The following is a 19,282-nucleotide window of genomic DNA, read 5'->3' as shown; positions in this document are numbered from 1 at the left end:
TTCCTTAAAATATAACTTAACAGCAGCCAAAATTTTCCGCCATTTAGCTTCTTGTCAAAAAAGAGCCGCATTCTGCCAGCTCTTTTCTCATTTCCACGATATGGATATTTTCATCTTGCTGCTTTCGCTTTTTAATATCTCCTTTGGAAAAAGAGTGATAGCAATAGTTCGGTCATTTATTTGTGAAGAAATAGCCGATACCCCATTTGGTAAGGATATATTCCGGCTTTGCCGGATTCTGTTCTATTTTCTCCCGGAGACGGCGAATATGCACATCGACTGTACGTAAATCTCCCTGATGCTTCCATACAAGCTCGAGCAGCGTATTCCGGTCGAATACCTTTCCACGGTTCGTAATAAAGAGGTTGAGAAGATCAAACTCCTTGGCCGTCAAATTGATATCCTCTCCATTGATCTCCACACTGCGGTTGATCAAGTTCACTTTCATATCCTTCACTTGAATCGTCTGCGTATCTGCCGCCGGCTTTTGAGCCCCCGCCCTGCGCAGGATCGTTTTAATACGCGCTTTCAGCTCCAGCATGTTGAACGGCTTCGTCATATAATCATCCGCGCCAAACTCCAGCCCCATGATCTTATCCATATCCTCTCCCTTTGCGGTGAGCATAATGATCGGTACGTCCGATACGCTGCGAATCTTCTGGCAGACTTCCATTCCGTCCATTTTAGGCAGCATCAGGTCGAGAAGAATCAGGTCATGCTTTTCAGGGTCAAACACCTGCAGCGCTTCCTCCCCATCGTAAGCAACGTCGATCGCATATCCTTCCTGCTGCTCCAGATTAAAACGCAGGCCTTTGACTAATGTCGGCTCATCGTCCACGATCAGAATATTTTTTGCCATAATGAGTGCTCCTTTAAAAGACATTGCTTTATTATAGCATATTTCATTATAATTTTGTAATATTTTATATGAAAAAAGCGGCAGCTATTCTGTTGGCCGAAAAAAGCAGATATCAGCCTGCGCACACCGAATCCCCGCCTAAAACAGATACGACCTCCATGATATGCTCAAAGAACGTTTTCCGGTCATTCTTTCCTTTATTCAGTTCTGAAAATATCATGCCATCGCGCAGAAATAAAATACGGCTGCACCAACTCGCCGCATAGGCGTCGTGCGTTACCATCAGAATCGTTACGCCAAGCCTTCTATTGATTCTGGAAAAGCTCTCCAGAATCATTTTGGCGGCATGTGAATCAAGCGCCCCCGTCGGCTCGTCCGCAAGTACTATGGAGGGCTGGACGGCAAGCGCACGCGCCGCCGCTACGCGCTGCTTTTGCCCGCCCGAAAGCTCTTGCGGATATTTTTGCAGAATATCGCCTATCCCTACCATATCCGCCGCCTGCATCACAAGCGTCCGAAGTTCCGGATAGTTTCTGCCTCCTATAGCCAACGCGACCGCAATATTTTCATAAGCCGTCAAGGTATCGATCAATTCAAATTCCTGAAACACAAAGCCAATCCGCTCTCTGCGGAACTGCGCAGTCTGATTTCTCTTTAGATTGGTTATATCTACTCCATCTATGTAAATATGCCCCGTCGTTACTGTATCTATCGCTGAAATGCAGTTCAGCAGCGTTGTCTTTCCGCTGCCGGATGGGCCCATGATCCCAACCAATTCCCCTTGCGCTATATTGAAGCTGATCCCTCCAAGTGCTTTTGTAATCCTGCCGCGGCCGCCATAGATTTTCTCGACCTCCGAAACGTTCAGCAACTTCTCCATGCCTGTTCTCTATGCTCTTCTATAATCCGGAATGACCTTCAGTGCTTCGGTCTCATTCAGCCCTGCGCTGACCAACAGGAAAGCACTCATCCATACCATCGCCGCATAAAATACCTTTTTCACTTCGCTCACTCCTTTTTTTATTTGACTTAAAAAATTATAAACCGTACTTCTTAACGGTAAGTAGTTGAAATCCTTACGATATTCTTACAATGTCACATATCCACAAAGAAGGCGGAAGCAAATACTCCCGCCTTCTTTACAAGTATCATATCACCTATGGATGTTTATCACTTTTCTTTTATGATCTTCTTGCTGCTGATATAGGTCATTATAAAGTATATTCCATAAATCACGGCAATCAGCGCCAATCCCAGAAATACATCCTGATAGACATTTTCATACCACACCATATTGATCATACTCATCAGTCCCTGTATTCCGAATATTGCGTGGATCGCGGCCACCGCCAGCGGTATCAGGAAATAGATGGCAATCTGCTTTAAGAGCGACCGGTTGATCAGCTTTTCTTCCGTTCCGAGTTTTCGAAGCGTCGCATAGCGTTTCCGGTTGTCGTTTGCCGCTGAAAGCTGCTGCAAAGCAAGTATGACCGCAGCAGTAACCAGAAAAGTAATCCCTAAATAGATGCCTACGAACGAGATCGTGACGCGCAGGCCAATTCCGGAATCCTGCGAAGTGAGCGCTGTCGTGAAATAACTGAACGGACGTTCCGGAGCTGCCTTGCGTAATTCATTCTGTTTCGCCCATACGGCATCTTCCGTCTCTTCTTTGGGGACGTTATCCACATAAACGCCGTCGACCATTACGTCTCTGATTTCGAAGCCTGAAACATCTCCGTCCGGATATACAAGAATGATCGGCGACACTGACGATGAACCCATGATCCGCGTATTTTCAATACGGATATCGCTTGCTTCAAGGCTGTATTCCCTGCCGTTCGAAACGATCTTATTTCCATCCTGTGCAAAATTCTCCAATGCTTTTGCCATCGCTTCATTGTAAGTCACGACGCCGACTTCATTTGCTCCGATTTCTATTGGTTCGTCTCCAACCATATCGAGAAAAGTATTGAATTCCGATACGCTCACAGCTCCGGTATAGGCACGTCCTTTCATATTACCTTCTATTTCCTTTAGTTGAGCAATGTCCAGATGGTCTGCAAACTGCTCCATAATATCCACATCGCTGTCATACTGGGTATATTCTGCCGTCCTTTGATAGAATTCGTTCACCGGTATTCCATACGCCTCCAGTGCTGCCACGCCACCGCCCGCGTTTTCCGCATCTGCCGTATATACAAAATATTCTGCGTCGAACCGGATATCCCGGTTCGTTTCCTGATTGACCGCTGCTGAAACGCCGGAGCTCGCTCCTAATGTCACGATCGTTACAAACAGCATCAGGCAGATGAGCGCCATCGACGTATGTGTAGAATTGATTTTACTGGTAAGCTGCCGCGTTACAAACAGATTCAAGCCTTTGAAATACCTTGTTTTGTTATGCGCCGCTATTTTATATACAAAACCGGAGAGACCGGCAAACAGAAGGAATGTCCCCGGGATACCAAACAGCATAACAAATGGAAGATACATGATCAACATGCCTTTTATGATCAGATAGTAGGCTATGATGATCAGTACAATTCCGGCAGCCGTAAGTGCTACGGATACGCCTGTCTTTTTACTGAGCACTTTTTCATTTTCGGTTTCCGAATGGAGGAGCTTGATCACCTTTTGCTTCGATACTCGGACGGCATTGAACACCATAACGCACAGGAACATCACTCCGAAGTAGATCACAGACTGTACAGCGGCACGCGGTGAAAAAATAAATACATATTCCTTTAACTCCGCTTCAAACATTTTTGCTGTAACAAGCGACATTCCCTGTGAGAACAAAACGCCCAACAGAAGTCCTGCTGCAAGTGCAATGATCCCTACAAGCAGCGTCTCGAGCATCAAAATACCGGCTACGCGTCCCTTTCCCATACCAAGTATCAGATAGATGCCAAGCTCTTTGTTCCTGCGCTTGATCAGAAAATTATTTGCATACAAAATCAAGATCGCCAATGCGACTGCGACAAAGACCGAGAATACCTCGATGCTCTGAAGCATCATCTGCGCGGCTGTCTCCTTATTTTCATTCAGGTCCATAACTGCCTGCTGTGCATCCAAGGAATTGAATGCATAGAAAAACATAACGGCAAACATCAGCGTAATAAAATATACTGTGTAATCGCCGATGCTTTTACGAACGTTTCGGAATGCTAATTTACACAGCATCGGCTACGTCACCTCCCAGAAGAGACACCACTTCTATTATTTTGCTGAAAAAATCTTTTCGGCTGTCTGTGCCGCGCAACAGCTCCGTGAATATTTTCCCGTCGCGCAAAAACAGTATCCGGCTGCAATAGCTTGCCGCGAACGCATCATGCGTTACCATCAAAAGCGTGGCGCCAAGCTTTTGATTCATATCCACAAAATTCTCAAGCAGCATACGCGATGATTTGGAATCAAGCGCCCCTGTCGGCTCGTCCGCGAGAATCAGTGATGGATTTGTGATGATTGCCCGTGCCGCTGCAACACGCTGCTTTTGTCCGCCTGACATCTCACATGGATATTTATATAATACGTCGCTTATTTCCAGCGTCTTTGCGATATTTTTGATACGCTCCTTGATCTTTCCATAGCTTACTCCGCAAATCGTCAATGCAAGCGCGATATTTTCATAGCCTGACAGTGTATCCAGCAGGTTGAAATCCTGAAATATAAATCCAAGCTGCTTTCTTCTGAATTCCGCAAGGCTTCCGGCTTTCAACATCGTGACGTCGGTATCGTGTATCGTGATATGGCCGCTTGTTACCGTATCGATCGTAGAGATGCAATTCAGGAGTGTTGTCTTTCCGCTCCCGGACGGCCCCATTATTCCGAGAAATTCCCCCTTTCCAACATCAAAGTTCACATCATCAAGCGCCTTAGTAAGGTTGCCCTTCCCTCCATATATTTTTTCGACATTCCTGACTTTCAGCAGTGTTTCCATCTTTACCTCCCAATAGATGCTCATTTTCATTCTCCGTTTATAGGATTTCGGCAGGCAGATTCTCTCTGGCCTGCGATTTTATTATAAATGAAGCGATCAGAAACACCTATCTTCCTGTCTTACACCTTCCTTACAGTTTTGTAAGCAGGCAAAAACAGCCAAGCTGTTTTTACTGGAACATGGAGCTTTCCGGAAACACGATCGTTACCGTTGTTCCTTGCCCTTTTTCGGAAGAAATTTTAAGACCGTGTCCCAGTTTTTCGCACAGCCTTGCGCATAGATAAAGACCCATTCCAGTCGATTTTCCCTGTTTCCGTCCATTTGTCCCAGTGAATCCCTTTTCAAATACCCGCCCTATTTCCTCCGACGGTATGCCGATCCCATTGTCCGCAACATCGAGCAATACAGCATTTGGCTTTGTGCGAAGAGAAATTTGTATCTTAGGTTCTTCCCGGCGGCCATATTTGATAGCATTACCGATTATCTGGTTGAGTATAAATTCGAACCATTTTCCATCCGTATTCACTTCGCGGTCAAGGCCGAAAGTCTCTACTTGTATTTTCTGCTCGATCAGGATATTCGCATTCCGGCGTACCGCGCCATAAACGATGTCTTTCAGATTTGTCCTGCGCACCATATAATCCTTTTCCACCGCATTGCTGCGCGCATAGAACAAAACCTGTTCAACGAGATTTTCGAGCGTATCCAAATCCTCGCAAAGCCCTTTCGCTCCGGGAATGTCCTCATGATTTTCAAGCATAAGGCGTGAAGAGGCAATCGGCGTTTTGATTTCATGGACCCACATCTCTATATATCCGCGATATTCTTCCTGTGCTTTGCGGTATTGCTTGATTTCCTCCAGCATGGCTTTATTCGAGCCTTTTAGAATATCGTAGAGGATGATCCCCTCCTTAAAATTCGGTTGCTCCATAACTTCTGCAATCAAATTTTTCTCTTCTAATGCGTCGAATAAAGATAACAGACTATGATAAAATTTTCTTCGCCTGCCGTAGTCGATAATAAGTGGTAGAAGAAGGCACGCCAAAACGATCGCGCTGAAAAAAATGATGACCATAGTTCCTACGGAAAGCAGATAAAACAAGAGTGCTAACGCCGCCACGAGCAATATATCTGCCAAAAGAAACAGGCTTTTATCTTTTAGATAGTCTTTCAGTTTCATTTCAGCAAGTATCCTTGTCCTCGTTTTGTTTCGATCACGTCCGCGAGCCCGGCGTCTTCCAATTTTCGGCGCAGCCGATTCACATTCACATTGAGTGTGTTTTCGTCTACGAACATGTCGCTGCTCCATAAATCTGTCATCAGTTTCCCGCGCGAAACGATACTGCCCGCATTCTGTCCCAATGTATTCAAAATACGCAGTTCATTCTTGGTAAGTTCGATTTCCTGCCCATCATATTCCACGATACTTTTCGAAAGGTTTAAAACAAAACGGCCGCATTCCAGTTTATCGACCGTATGATAGGCCCGTTTCAGGACAGAATTGATTCGCGCAAGGAGAATCTGTGTATTATAAGGCTTCGTGATAAAATCGTCCGCCCCCAGATTCATGCTCATCAGTTCATCCATTTCCGTATTGCGGCTCGTCACAATAATGATGGGGAGCGCCGACCGCTTCCTTATTTCACGGCAGATAGAATAGCCGTCTACTGCCGGCAAATTGATGTCGAGCAAAAGCAGGTTCGCGTCCTGCTCCATAATCGCAGTCACGATATCTCCATCAAACTCTTCTACCGTACACACTGAATAACCGTATTTCTGCAAAAAAGACGCCAGTTCTTCCCGTATTTTCCGGTTGTCCTCCACAATGCAAATTTTCATTTTTGTTTTCCTTTTCTTTTTTCTCTTCCAAATTATAGAATAATCCCTTTTTTTATTCAATGTACCGCCGTTATCTTAAAAAAATATTAAGTATTGCCGATTTCAGGCAACAAAAAAAGACGGCAAGGGCCGTCTTTTTTCAAATAGTGTTTATCCCTTAGCTTCAGGAAGCCTGAACCAAAAAATGCTCCCCTTTCCAACTTCACTTTCCGCACCATATCCGGCATGGTGTAATTCCAAAATCCCTTTTACGATCGAAAGCCCAAGCCCGGTTCCAATAGATGCCCTCCGATGCGTTTTATCCACCTTACAATATCTATCCCAAATATATTCAAGCTGTTCCTTTTCGATCCCAATACCGTTATCTTCGACCGCGACCGTAACCATTCCGGCTTCGGCTGTCTGCCGTATAACGATCTTCTTGTTCTTTCCCGCATAATTAATGGCATTATTGAGCAGATTACACAAGACCTGCCCGATCTTTACCTCATCCGCCTCTACGAAAATTTCCCGGTCATACAGAAAACTTAAATGATATCCTCCTTGTTCTGTCATCTTTACATAACGTTCTGTGATATGCCGCACCATATCTGTAAGGTCGAACCGATGAGCATGCAGTTCCTGTGCTCCTGCCTGCAGCTTTGAAATATCCATTGCATCATTTACAAGCGTTGTAAGCCGTTTTGCTTCGTCTATAATGATCTGGATGTTTTCGGGAGAATTTTCTCCCGGTATATCCCGCATGACCTCTGAATAGCCTATGATCATAGTAAGAGGCGTACGGAGGTCGTGAGAAATGTTTGCCAAAAGCTCTCTGCGCAGCTTCTCTACTTTAGAAAGCTCACGCGACGCATAATTGAGCGTATCGGCAAGCTCTGCAATCTCCCTGTAACCGCCATCATCGAAGTGAACCTGATATTCTGCCTGTGCAAGCTTTTTGGCGCTTTTATTGATTCTTGCAATAGGCCGCGATACCCATTTAGAAATCAGGAACGCCAGCAACAGGGCGCATCCAATCAAAATGACCGTAATATAGATGAGCTGAACACGCAACGTATCGACAGTAGCGTCTACAGGCGTAATACGGGAAGCGAGGATGATTAGTACCTGTGAACCGTCCTGCACCTCCGCGATCTGCGAATAGATCAGTGTCTCAAATAATTCCATCTCGCGCGGCGGTATATTCTTTCCGACGAAAGCTTGTTCGTTATAGGTCGGATCCGGCAAATTTTCCCTCCGCAGGATCTCCATCATGCTCCCGCCGTTCTCCTGCGTCTGCTGCGCGATACCGACAAGCTCACTTTGAGAAATCTCCGGTAATGTCTCCGTCGAATAGAGAACTGTTCCATCCATTTCTGCGATCTCTGCATGTATGTCGAAGCGTTCTCCGATCCGGTCGATCAATGATTGGATATCTTCATGATCGATATTCTGCGATATGGTCTGAGCTGTATTTTCAATCTCATTTTTTTTGATCGCCTTATAGAATTCATCTAAAAATACAATCTGGAACAGCCACAGAAGGACGATCATGGCCGCTGCAAATATCAGAATATAGAAGAATATTTTCCATTTTGCGGTCATCGTATTAGGCTTCAAAACGGTATCCCACTCCCCTAAGCGTTACAATATAATCTCTATATCCTTTCAAAGCACTTCTCAACAGCTTGATATGCGTATCAAGCGTCCTGTCATCGCCGTAAAAATCATAGCCCCACACTTCAGTGATCAGGGTTTCACGCGTAAGAGCTATTCCCTTATTTTTGGCCATATAATACAGCAGCTCGTATCCCTTAGGCGAAAGCTCCGCCTTTTCGCCGTCTACATAAACGAGCATTGCCGAAGTATCGATCACAAGCCCTCCAAATGTCATTTTTTCATTTTCCGTACCATTTCTCCGTGAACGCTGCAGGATCGCATTTACACGCATCATAAGCTCCTTCGGCGAAAACGGCTTTACTACATAATCGTCGATGCCGAGCTCAAACCCATGTATCCGGTCATATTCTTCTCCGCGCGCAGAAAGCATCAGGACCGGGATATCCTTCTCTTCCCGAATCTTGCTGCATGCCGAAAAGCCGTCAAGCTCCGGCATCATGATATCCATAATGATAAAATCATAACCGTGCGCACGACATTTTTCTACCGCTTCCATACCGTCTTTCGCTTCATCTACTTCATAGCCCTCAAATTCTGCATATTTGCGAATCAGGGAGCGGATATTCTCTTCATCATCAACAACCAATATTTTATACATTGCACTGCCACCCTCCTATTTTTTCCATATTCTACCCTGATAATGTGAATGCTGTGTGAAAGCAATCTGTTTTTATACGAAAAAACGGCTCTTTAGGAGCCGTTTTACCGATCTTCTATGCCTTTTTAATGTCTTTCAGAAACTTTTGATAATGTCTTTCAAACGCTTCATCACCAACTGGCTGATACGTTCGAATATCACATGAGGCGGCACAAATCTCTCTCGCTTCCTTCAAATCCTTGAGAATACCGCGTCCGATCCACTGGGTAAGAATATTTCCGATTCCCGTCGCATCGGCGGGCCCTGTTTTGACCGGCTTATGCAGATAATTTGCTGTCAGCTGGTTTAAAAAAACATTCTGACTTCCTCCGCCAATAATATGCAGACATGGAAACTTCTTGCCTGTCAGATATTCGATATTATCGACAACATACCGGTATTTGCAAGCAAGGCTTTGCGTCACGATCCGCACGATTTCAATATCGCTGCGCGGCGTATATCCTTTCTCTTTTATCATCTGCGCTACGACCTCAGGCATATTGGCGGGTTCAAACAAACGCTCGTCATCTGGATCGATAAATACCATGTCGCAGCCGACGATTTTGCTTGCTTCCTCCGCAAGTCCTGCGAAATCGTAAGCTTTTCCCTGAAGATTCCACATGCGAACGCATTCCTGAAGGATCCAGAGCCCCATTACATTGCAGATAAAACGGTTTCTGCGCATCACTCCGCCTTCATTTCCGAAGCCAAGCCGCATGCTTTCCTCTGTCATAATAGGATGGCGAAGCTCTGCTCCTACAAGCGACCATGTGCCGCTTGAAATAAAGAGGAATTCTTCATCATCTGCCGCGGGCGCCGCTACGACGGCGGAAGCCGTATCGTGTGAGCCAACCGCATAAATCTCCGCAGACGGAGTCTGCAATTCATCCGTCACATCTTTCGCGATCTCTCCTACTTTCTCTCCCGCGTATACGATGGGCATAAAAATCTTTTGCGGCAGACCGTATGCATCAAGTATCTCCCTATCCCATTCGTTTCGCACGAGATTATATAGATTCGATACGCTTGCAATCGTATACTCCGAATACTTTTTCGCACCGAGCAGATGCGCAAGATAATCCGGTATGAAAATCAGTTCTTTTGCAATTCCAAGGATATCAGGGTCCTGTTCTTTTTCCGCAAGCAGATGATAGCTTGTCTCAAATCTCTGAAACTGCTGGCCTGTACGCCTGTAGACCTCATACTGCGGCATTAGCCCAAAAGAGCGCTCTACCCAACCAAATGTGCGGCTATCACGATAATTTCTCGGGGAACCGATCATCGTTCCATGCTCGGAAAGAAGTGCGTAGTCATTACACCACGAATCGATCGCGAGCGAAGTGATCCGTCCGTCAAATTCCCGCTGCGCATGGGCATAGCCCATTTTGATTTCATCAAAGATACGCAGGAAATCCCAATAGGCTTTTCCTTGTGCAAGCACGATTTTATTCTTGAATTTATGCACCGGGTAAATTTCCGCTTTCCCGTCCTTTAATTCACCAACGAAAAGCTTGCCGCCCGAAGCGCCGAGATCGACCGCCAGTGCGAGTCCGTTTGTTTTCATTTGTGTAAGTTCTCCTGAGCTGCATAAACAAAGGGCTTGAAAATATTTGCCATCGCGTCATACTCAACACGTTCTACGATACTGAACGCTTTATTGAGCGTCGGAGCCGCGGCAACGATACCATGCTGCGGAAGGATGCCCTCAAGCCCCATCTTCTGCGCACGCTCACGATTGTTCATAAAATACTCGTTGGTGCGAATCGCTAATTCCTCCGAATATGCCCATGCCTGATGGATAACGCCGCAGTCTCCCATTTTCATCGTCGCTTCCGTTACAGACGGAATCGGTTGGCTGAATGCAGCAAAGCACATCGAATACTGCGGATGGGCATGAATCACCGCGCCGAACTCAGGGAAATTTCTCAAAAGCATTGTGTGCATTCTGCTTTCACGTGAAAGCTTATCCGGGCCCTCGATAATATTGCAGTCATAGTCGATTATCATCAAATCCTCCGGCTTTAGACGGCATCTGTGATGCTCAGACATCATCGTCGGCGTGATCAGCACACGGTTCTCCTCGACACGCTCGGAAAGATTGCCTCCGGCTGCATTGGTAAGCTTGCGGTCATACAAGAACTCGATGATCTCAAGCATTTCCATTCTCTGTTTCATATAAGATAATTCTGCCATTTTATTTGCCTCCCAGTATAAACTTTATATTTCCGGCATTGCCGGATCTTACTCATGATAAAACAGGCTCTAACGAATCACGTCGATCTTAACGTCTTTCATCCATTCCTTAGCTTTTTCAATATCAAAACCAACCGTTTGATTGCTTGCCGCGCAGGTTGCAGAAAGCGCCGTTGCATAGGCAAGCATATCCATTACGGGCATGGGATTGCACTCAAGACCATAAATAAGTCCTGTCAAAAGCGCATCTCCGCATCCGGCTGTGTTGCCCACCTGAACTTTCAGTCCATAGCCACGGTAGATCCTTCCTTCATAACGGAACACCCAGCCGTCTCCCCCCATCGATACCATAACGACCGGGATATCCGGGATCTCGTCAAGTGCTCCTACCACGTCGTCTGCATTTTTTAGCTCTCTCCCTACAAGCTCGGACAGTTCCTCGAGATTAGGTTTGATAAGCTGCGGATGATATTTCATGCCCTCTTTCATAAAAGCGCCGGAGCTGTCCAAATAGAGCTTGAGTCCCATTTTCTTTGCAATTTCAAGCAGCTTTTTCTGGACATCCTTGTCTTCTACATTCGAGGCATCTCCCGCGATGATGAGCGTATCTCCCTCTTCCATCTGAGACTCCATTAGGGCAAGAAGCTTTTCCGTGATCTCGCGGGTAAGCACCTCCCCTTTCCCTCCAAGAAAAGTACAGTTCCTTTCTTTATCCACAATAAGATAATTGGTACGCGTTTCGGGCGTCTCATACCAAAGGTAGTGCGTATCTGCTCCCGACTCTTTCAAAACGTCTATTACTTCCTGTCCCCGCAGACCGAAAGAGACACCAAACGTACGGTTGGGTACGCCTAAAAGCGAGAAATTGTAAGCAAGATGCGTTCCCTTGCCGCCAAGACATTTTTCTTTTTTTTGAATACGATTCATACAATTTTCCTGAAAGGATTCAATATAGAGGATCTCATCCATTGCCGGATTCAAAGTAACTGTATTTATCATGCGCTTCTCCCTCTTAAACTTGAAAATTTTTACCTCTTTTGAAAATGTTGTTTTTAGTTGTTTTCTGTTTGTTTACGGTTCTATCATATACCAAAAAGAGGTTGAAGTCAACACTTTATAATGTTAGAAACAGTCTCATGTGAAATTTGAATACCTAAAAAACAACTGCAAAAAGTGTGTTGGCTTTTGCCCGTTTCAAATTTGAAAAAATAACTTTTTTTGAAAAAATATTTTCATTTTTCTATTGAAACCCCTAACCTGATTGATTATAATAAACTTATCGCAACAACATTATTTTGAATGGAGCTATCTCATGAAACAGTATATTATCGCGTATGATTTCGGAACAGGCGGCATTAAGGCGTCTCTTTATACTGCCGATGGTCTTTCTCTCGCATCATCGTTCGAACCTTACGACACCCTTTATCCTCATGTCGGTTGGCACGAACAACGGCCCGCGGACTGGTGGAAATCCATTTGTGTCAGCACGAAACGCCTGCTCGAATCGTCAAAGGCTGATAAAAACGAAATTGAGGGCCTTGCGATTTCAGGGCATAGCCTCGGTGTAGTTCCTGTAGACAAAGACGGTAATTTGCTTCGGGAGACGGCGCCGATTTGGTCGGATACACGCGCCCAGAAAGAGGCAGATGAATTTTTCGCTTCTCACAGCAAAGATGACTGGTATATGATGACGGGCAACGGTTTTCCGAGCCACTTATATTCGGCTTTCAAGCTGATGTGGTACCGAAAAAATGAGCCGGAAATGTTTCGCAGGATCGCAACTGTTTTAGGAACGAAAGATTATATCAATTATCTTTTGACCGGAAAAATGTTTACCGATCATTCTTATGCCTCCGGTATTGGGTTTTACGATTTGAAAAAAGGCTGTTATGACGAACGCTATATGAAAGAAATGGGGCTTCCTTCCGATATCTTCCCGAAGATCGTTCCTTCCACCGAGATCATCGGCACCTTAACGAAAGAGGCTTCAGAAGAAATCGGACTTCCTATGGACGTTAAGGTCGCATGCGGCGGCGTGGATAACTCGTGTATGGCGCTTGGCGGCCGCTGCATCTCAGATGGACGGGCTTATGTATCTCTCGGTTCTTCCGCATGGAATGTCGTTTCCAGTCACGAGCCTATCTTGGATACAAAGCTGTCCCCCTTTGTGTTCGCTCATTGTATTCCCGGCCTATTTGTTTCGGCAACTTCGATTTTTTCGGCCGGTTCCTCTTTCCAATGGGTGCGTAACCAGCTTTGCAAGGATATTATGCAAAACGCCGGCACAAAGGATCCCTATGTCGTTATGAACGAACTTGCTGCACAGTCTCCTATTGGAGCGCACAAGCTGTTATTCAATCCAAGTCTTGCCGGCGGTACTGGCGCCGATCTTACGCCTAATATCCGCGGAGCCTATGTTGGTCTCGATCTGAAGCATACGCAGGCTGATTTGATTCGTTCAGCCATGGAGGGTATTGCTCTTGCCTTGAGGATCGCGCTTGACTATATGAAAACAATGACAACGCTTCAGGACGAAATACTTTTTGTAGGCGGCGGCGCAAACAGCCCTCTCTGGCTGCAAATGTTTGCGAATATTTATGGAATGAGTGTCGTTAAGACCAACGTCGGACAGGAAGCCGGGTCGCTTGGTGCGGCAGCTATTGCAGCAGTAGGCTGCGGGATGTGGAAGGATTTTTCTCCTATCGACCATATCCACAAAATCGAAAGCATCAGCCGTGTACAGCCGGAGGCGCAGGCCGAATATAACAAGATTTTGGGCGTCTATAAGGAAACGTCCGATTATCTCGCAAAAATCGGCGACCGGCTATACGCGCTTGATATTGCGGAATAAGTATTTTTCTTGCACTGTGCAGGCGCTCTTATTTCCCGAAAAAGAGCGCCTGTGTTCAAAACACAACAAAAAGACGCATGGGAAAAGGATAACGGAGTGTAAGGATCATCGTTTCCCCTATGCGTCTTTTTTACGTTTCCTACCTATCTTTTATTTGATTTCGGAAACCTCAACGCGCCGTTTCTCATCGCTGGAAAGAGCCGCCGCCTCGAGCGTACGGATGATCTTCTCTCCATCGTGGAAGTTCGGCTCGATCGTCTCGTTCTTTTCTACTGCCTTCAGGAAATCTGCTACGGCGTGAACAAACGTATTTTCATAACCAATCACATGTCCTGCCGCCCACCATGCCGCATAAGGATGCGTCATATTTGTTACAAGGATCGTTTTGAAGCCTTGCTCGTCAGCCGGATCATCTAAATTCAAATACTGAAGCTCGTTCATGCGCTCAAAATTGAATGTAAGCGCGCCCTTGCTTCCGTAAATCTCAAATGTATTATAGTTTTTCCGTCCGGATGCAAATCTTGTCGATTCAAACGAACCCAGAGCGCCGTTCTCGAACTCCGCGATCATAAAGCTTGCGTCCTCTACTTCAACTTTCCCCTTTTCACTATTTACTTCTCCGCCCGCCGTAAAGGTTGCAGCACGTTTTCCCGGCAATGGCCGTTCCTCAATAAACGTCTTATTGACTGCCGTGACTGCGTCTATCTCACCGATCAAATAGCGCGCAAGGTCTACAGAGTGCGAACTCAAGTCAAACAGAGGACCGCCGCCGCAAAGGTCTTTCTTAAAGTGCCATGTAAGCGGGAAGTTCGGATCCATGACCCAATCCTGCAGATATGCGCCCCGATAGTGATAAATCGTTCCCAGTTTTCCTTCTTCGATCATTTGCTTTGCGAAAGCAACGGCCGGAACCCTGCGGTAGTTATGGTTCAGATAGTTCACAACCCCCGCCTTATCGGCAGCCTCCGCCATTTCTTTCGTTTGTGCATAATTGACTGCGCATGGCTTTTCGCAGAAAATATGCTTTCCCGCTTTTGCTGCAGCCACTGCCATATCCTTATGGATATAGGTCGGCGTAACGATATCTACGATGTCGATGTCATCACGGTTGATTACTTCTTCCCAATTCATGGAGATTTCTTCCCATCCCCATTTTTCTGCAAATTCTCTTGTGATGTCTTCATCCGTACCAAAATTCACTTTCAGCACCGGTTCATACGGAACATCAAAAAATTTGTTTACCAACGTCCACGCAAAGCTATGTGCTTTTCCCATAAAGCCGCTGCCCATCAAGGCAATATTCAACTTCTTTTTCATAAACAGTTTATTCTCCTTTTCTTATTTGAGCGAATCGCCTATCTTGCGAAGGTTCTTTACGCTGATGCCGACTGCTTCGTCCTCAAAGCCAGCCCAATCGCTATGCGGATGGTCTATTTCTACGGCAAGGAAGCCCTTGTAGCCATTTTTATGGAGAATCTCCGCCAACTTTTGGTTATCGATCAGCCCCATCCCTACCGGAACGCCGGCAAAGAAGAACCAATCGGTGGGGTTTGCGGTAGGCTCGATCTTGAGGTCCTTGATATGTGTTGCAAATACGTAGGGAGCCAGCTTCTCCATACCTGCAATCGGATCGTCAAGCAGCCGCAGGAAGTTGCCCGTATCAAAATTCACGCCAAAGTTCGGAGAATCAACCCCCTCCAGAATCTGATAAATTTCATCTGCCGTAAAGTCGATATGATTTTCAACGGCCATCTTTACCCCGTTGTCCTCCGCGATCTTAACAGCTTCCTTAAACTGTTTAATAAGCGCTTTTACCTGCGGACCGTGATCCTCATGACGGAACATAAGGCTTGAACCTGTAACGCGCATCGTATCTGCACCGATCATTCTGGTGCACGGGATCAGCTTTTTCATTTCTTCAAACGCCTGCGGATTTCCGCCGCGTTCGAGACCGTCGGGATGTCCCCACGCAAATACCCGGTCGAATCCGTATTCGTCAAGCTGTGCTTTCAAATCAGCCAAATACGCCTCGTCAAAGCTCGGGAAAAAACAGGACTCAAGCGACACTCCGTCTACGTCAAGCTCTTTGGCCCGGCGCAGGAAGTCTTCCATCGTCATATTCTTTTTCGGAGCCTCCTGATCGTCATACACTTCTCCCAAAAATCTATGATAGCAATAGCTATCAATACCTATTTTCATAGTTTATTCCTCCTTTTCCTATATTCTGTGTTTATTTTTTATAAAACCGTCGGTTCCAAGCCAAATACTTTTGCCATCTGGAGCAATTCCACTTTCCAATTGCCCGACATTACAATGGCATGGTGTGAACTCAGACTCTCCATCACCTTATGCCCGTCTTTATAACGAATAAGCGCACCGTTGCGGCAATCACTGCCCGGATACTGTACATAGTCTTCGATCTCAGCTTCAATGATAACGATATGCTTCATATCTGCTGCAACCTTAGCCAGCGTTGCCGGTCCTTTCGGCAGCTCGCAATCGACAACGACCGCATTGTCGTCTACGATCTCAAGAGCCTTTGGCCGGAGGATCCACCGTGAACAGAACTGCCGCGCGACGAGGCCGAAATATCCGCAATGAACGACCAAAGCATGATTATCCGGGTCTTCAATATCCGGGAATTTATCTATTTTTTCATGCGCAAGCGCGGCCATGCCCACAAGGAACGGATATACATTGCTCATCATGAACGGCGCTTTCAGCGACTGATAAATCATATAATTGGACAGGAGCGTCAGCGTATCTCCCTCGCAGGCAAAAATGATCCCGTCGCGTTCAAACAGCATGTTCCATGCCAGACACGGCGTGCTGTCAGAATAGAAGCTTTCATTCAGACAGTTACAGCCAATACCTACTACGTTGCCTTCCTTTTCACACTCCGCTTTCGCCGCGATATACAGCTTTACTGCGGAAAGAAAGGCCTTTTCCGTAAGGTCTTCCGCTTTATTGATATCCCAGTCGGCGCTTATCTTGCGCGCCTCATCATCCGATATCGCTTTCGCATCCTCGGCTAGCTTTTTCCAGCTCTTATGGATCAGCTTCATACCAAACGTGTCGGCCATCGTCTGTGTTGCTTCGTCTTCCCACCAATAGAAGCGCTTAAAAATATAAGCCTGCATGCCTTCGCCCGGCGTATCCTGAAACATCAGGAATTTTACGCCCTGTTTGAGCTGTTCTTTAGCCGCGATTGCACGAATTACGACTTTTGCAAGCTCAATATTATAGGGCGAGAACACATTCATACCTTTCTGGCGAAGGTAATATACGATCTCCCAGTCCCACATCTCTACTGTACCGAACTTTGAGGTCAGAACAATCATCGGCTTATTATATTTTTTCAAGCTCTCGCTTTCTTTAAAAGCTGCGCCGATCAACTGCGGAAATACGACCGCATCCGCATCCGGCAATTGCTCGCCTACACAGACAGGCTCCAGAAATTCCGCAACATCTCCATACATTTCTTTCAAACGACCGAGCTGTTCCTTAAACTCTCCCCGTTCTCTTTCGTTGGCCGCATCAAAATAAAGCGGCACCAGACGTGCTTTCATCATAACAGGTTAACCTCCTCAATCTTCTCTTTTCCGAGAATTCATTTCAAATGATTCTATTATTTTCCCATTCCCTATTATAGCACTAAGTGCTAATGCAATCTACACAAAACGACAAAAACCGATAATATTTTTATACTAAAAAACTAACAAAAAACAATATTTGATATAAATATATTTTTATTGTAACATAAAGCGCAAATAAATCAATGGATTTGACAAAAAAAAGCCGCTGTTTTCAGCGGCTTTTTTATTGCTTACAATTTTGCACAAATCTCGATCTCTGTTCCGTCTGGATCTTCGATCAAAAGAACACGCGCATTCAAGTGCGCAAGGCTCTCCGGGCCATAGCAGATCGGCACGCCGTTATCTTTTAAATAAGCTGCCCATTCGTCCACATCATCGACTCCGATCGCAAGATGCCGGTAACCAAGATCGCTCTCTGTGATTTCTTTTTTCCGGCTTTTTCCGCGATAATCAAAAAGCTCTATCCGGGAGTGCTCTCCCAACTGCAAATAATAGACGTCACTCTCGCCATTTTCAATTTTTTCCTGCAGCACCGGAAGCTTCAGCAGATCACGATAAAAGTGGAGCGCCTTATCCATATCGCTTACATTAATGCCGATATGGTTTACCCCTTGTATTTTCATGCTTAAAATACCACCCGTTCCTTGATCTCCGGAGAAACAAGAACCTTGAACAGGTTCGGATTGGTACGCAGCTCTTTCAGCGCATCTTCCAGCTCTTCGAGCGGAACGACCATAGAGATCATCGGCTTCGGGTCGATCCGGTGATATTCAAGCAAACGAATCGCATCGCCCCAGTCGTTGCCGATACCTGCGCAGGAGCCGCTGACTTTCTTCTCTCCAAGAACAAACTCATACGGGGAGAGTGAAGCCATGTCATCCGTCGCACATACGCCGAACGCTTCAAGCTTGCCGCCGCGGCGCAGCATTGCAAAGGCTTGCTCATATGTGCTGTGATGGCCGACTGCCTCAATTGCATAATCTGCTCCGACTCCGCCCGTCAATTTTTTCACTTCCGCTACCGGATCGTCAACTTCCTTGATATTGATTGTGTAATCGATCCCCATTTCTTTTGCCATATTCAGGCGCAGCTCACTGTCTCCCACCAGAATGACCGGTGCGCAGCCGCGCAGCTTTGCGAGCAACGCATGAATCACACCGAGTCCGCAGCCGATCACGACGCAGGATGAACCGATCTTGGCGTCCATTTTCTTGCTCGCCTGCAGCGTTGCCGTCAAAGGCTCCACAAAGGTTGCCGTGTAATCATCCATACTGTCCGGGATATGGTAGATATTTTTCCATGGAGCTTTTACATACTCAGCGAATCCTCCATCCGTATGGATACCAAGCTGTGTAAAGGATTCACAGAGAAGTCCGTCGCCGCGACGGCAGAAATAGCATGTTCCACAGGTAAGACAGATATCCACTGCTACACGGTCACCCTTTTTGATCCCCCTTGCGTTTTTGCCCACCTCTTCGATCACGCCGAAAATTTCATGCCCTGTAATCAACGGCAGTTGATCCGCAGCATATTTTCCGGTAAAAATACTCCAATCGGAACCACAGATACCGCAGTATTTCACTTTGATCAGTACTTCATCATCGTTTATCTCAGGAACCGGTACTTCCTTCAGAACCATATTGTTTGGTGATTCTACAACCTGTGCTTTCATCATTCTTGCCATTTTCATTTACCTCCTAATAGCAAA

General features: G+C 46.0%; 17 protein-coding genes. 1 reads left to right on the top strand and 16 read right to left on the bottom strand.

The window, feature by feature from the left end; all coding sequences use genetic code 11:
- Positions 1 to 172: 172 nt before the first annotated feature.
- The 11 genes from PUP29_RS01220 to PUP29_RS01170 all read right to left on the bottom strand — a co-directional run bounded on the left by PUP29_RS01220 (position 173) and on the right by PUP29_RS01170 (position 12,126).
- Positions 173 to 859 (bottom strand): response regulator, encoded by a 687-nt coding sequence (locus PUP29_RS01220; RefSeq protein WP_079547629.1) that lies wholly within the window; start codon positions 857 to 859, stop codon positions 173 to 175.
- A 112-nt stretch (positions 860 to 971) separates the two neighbouring features.
- Positions 972 to 1,739: an ABC transporter ATP-binding protein gene (locus PUP29_RS01215; RefSeq protein ID WP_079547630.1), complete on the bottom strand. Its 768-nt coding sequence runs from the start codon at positions 1,737 to 1,739 to the stop codon at positions 972 to 974.
- Between the two features lie 290 nt (positions 1,740 to 2,029).
- Positions 2,030 to 4,042: an FtsX-like permease family protein gene (locus PUP29_RS01210; protein WP_079547631.1), complete on the bottom strand. Its 2,013-nt coding sequence runs from the start codon at positions 4,040 to 4,042 to the stop codon at positions 2,030 to 2,032.
- Complete coding sequence (locus PUP29_RS01205) at positions 4,032 to 4,799, bottom strand: ABC transporter ATP-binding protein (RefSeq protein WP_079547889.1); 768 nt, start codon at positions 4,797 to 4,799, stop codon at positions 4,032 to 4,034. Before PUP29_RS01205 ends, PUP29_RS01210 begins: the two co-directional genes overlap by 11 nt.
- Before the next feature lie 169 nt (positions 4,800 to 4,968).
- Positions 4,969 to 5,979: a sensor histidine kinase gene (locus tag PUP29_RS01200; protein WP_079547632.1), complete on the bottom strand. Its 1,011-nt coding sequence runs from the start codon at positions 5,977 to 5,979 to the stop codon at positions 4,969 to 4,971.
- Complete coding sequence (locus PUP29_RS01195; RefSeq protein ID WP_079547890.1) at positions 5,976 to 6,638, bottom strand: response regulator transcription factor; 663 nt, start codon at positions 6,636 to 6,638, stop codon at positions 5,976 to 5,978. The genes PUP29_RS01200 and PUP29_RS01195 overlap by 4 nt, the downstream gene beginning before the upstream one ends.
- A 150-nt stretch (positions 6,639 to 6,788) precedes the next feature.
- On the bottom strand, positions 6,789 to 8,237 hold the full coding sequence (locus PUP29_RS01190; protein ID WP_353423600.1) for a sensor histidine kinase: 1,449 nt from the start codon (positions 8,235 to 8,237) through the stop codon (positions 6,789 to 6,791).
- On the bottom strand, positions 8,227 to 8,895 hold the full coding sequence (locus PUP29_RS01185; RefSeq protein ID WP_353423598.1) for a response regulator transcription factor: 669 nt from the start codon (positions 8,893 to 8,895) through the stop codon (positions 8,227 to 8,229). Before PUP29_RS01185 ends, PUP29_RS01190 begins: the two co-directional genes overlap by 11 nt.
- Before the next feature lie 115 nt (positions 8,896 to 9,010).
- The gene (locus PUP29_RS01180) at positions 9,011 to 10,498 is read right to left on the bottom strand and encodes a rhamnulokinase (RefSeq protein ID WP_353423597.1); all 1,488 of its coding nucleotides are present in this window, start codon (positions 10,496 to 10,498) and stop codon (positions 9,011 to 9,013) included.
- Positions 10,495 to 11,127, bottom strand: a complete 633-nt coding sequence (locus tag PUP29_RS01175; protein ID WP_079547636.1) for a class II aldolase/adducin family protein — start codon at positions 11,125 to 11,127, stop codon at positions 10,495 to 10,497. The genes PUP29_RS01180 and PUP29_RS01175 overlap by 4 nt, the downstream gene beginning before the upstream one ends.
- A gap of 69 nt (positions 11,128 to 11,196) precedes the next feature.
- Positions 11,197 to 12,126: a 1-phosphofructokinase family hexose kinase gene (locus PUP29_RS01170; protein ID WP_353423596.1), complete on the bottom strand. Its 930-nt coding sequence runs from the start codon at positions 12,124 to 12,126 to the stop codon at positions 11,197 to 11,199.
- A gap of 313 nt (positions 12,127 to 12,439) precedes the next feature.
- Between PUP29_RS01170 and PUP29_RS01165 the strand changes: the two genes are divergently transcribed.
- Positions 12,440 to 13,978 carry a xylulokinase gene (locus PUP29_RS01165; RefSeq protein WP_079547638.1) on the top strand — a complete coding sequence of 513 codons (1,539 nt, stop codon included), beginning with the start codon at positions 12,440 to 12,442 and terminating at the stop codon, positions 13,976 to 13,978.
- Between the two features lie 150 nt (positions 13,979 to 14,128).
- Here PUP29_RS01165 and PUP29_RS01160 read toward each other — a convergent pair whose 3' ends face one another.
- The 5 genes from PUP29_RS01160 to PUP29_RS01140 all read right to left on the bottom strand — a co-directional run bounded on the left by PUP29_RS01160 (position 14,129) and on the right by PUP29_RS01140 (position 19,258).
- Positions 14,129 to 15,295: a Gfo/Idh/MocA family protein gene (locus PUP29_RS01160; RefSeq protein WP_079547639.1), complete on the bottom strand. Its 1,167-nt coding sequence runs from the start codon at positions 15,293 to 15,295 to the stop codon at positions 14,129 to 14,131.
- Between the two features lie 21 nt (positions 15,296 to 15,316).
- Positions 15,317 to 16,177: a sugar phosphate isomerase/epimerase family protein gene (locus PUP29_RS01155; protein WP_079547640.1), complete on the bottom strand. Its 861-nt coding sequence runs from the start codon at positions 16,175 to 16,177 to the stop codon at positions 15,317 to 15,319.
- Positions 16,178 to 16,215: 38 nt separating this feature from the next.
- Entirely contained in the window at positions 16,216 to 17,550 is a 1,335-nt protein-coding gene (locus PUP29_RS01150; RefSeq protein WP_353423595.1) for a hypothetical protein, read from the bottom strand.
- Between the two features lie 254 nt (positions 17,551 to 17,804).
- A complete protein-coding gene (locus PUP29_RS01145) occupies positions 17,805 to 18,197 on the bottom strand; it encodes a VOC family protein (protein ID WP_079547641.1) in 393 nt (130 codons plus the stop codon).
- Positions 18,198 to 18,199: 2 nt separating this feature from the next.
- Positions 18,200 to 19,258, bottom strand: a complete 1,059-nt coding sequence (locus tag PUP29_RS01140; protein ID WP_079547642.1) for a zinc-dependent alcohol dehydrogenase — start codon at positions 19,256 to 19,258, stop codon at positions 18,200 to 18,202.
- Positions 19,259 to 19,282: the final 24 nt, after the last annotated feature.

The organism is Christensenella massiliensis (assembly GCF_040409835.1).
Taxonomy (GTDB): Bacteria; Bacillota; Clostridia; order Christensenellales; family Christensenellaceae; genus Christensenella; species Christensenella massiliensis.
Note: the sequence above shows the minus strand (reverse complement) of the source record. Positions and strands in the feature narration are given on the sequence as shown.